The organism is Chryseobacterium sp. SIMBA_029 (assembly GCF_046535275.1).
In the GTDB taxonomy this organism is placed as follows: Bacteria; Bacteroidota; Bacteroidia; order Flavobacteriales; family Weeksellaceae; genus Chryseobacterium.
In genome coordinates, this window is record NZ_JAWRXA010000653.1 from 1 (window position 1) to 250 (window position 250).

Below are 250 nucleotides of genomic sequence, written 5' to 3' on the forward strand. Positions count from 1 at the left end.
CCTTTTGGATAGATCCGGGAATTCCGGAATCATTACACCCATTTTTTGATAGGGAAAAGTTTGATCTGACGATCAGGTTTTCCAATGCTCAATTGAAAATTAAAAACTCCAAAAAGGATCTTCCGGCCTATGGATTTGCTGTACAGATCCGGGATGAGAATAATAATTTACTTTCCAATTATCCGTTGGTCAATTTTCCATTATTCCCTGTTAATTCCGTTTCTACTTTTTTAAAACTATTTACTGCCAT

The 250-nt window shown here is 35.6% G+C and carries 1 pseudogene; it reads left to right on the forward strand.

The window, feature by feature from the left end:
- Positions 1–250 (forward strand): annotated as a pseudogene (locus tag SB679_RS25590) (catalase); the annotation flags it as partial.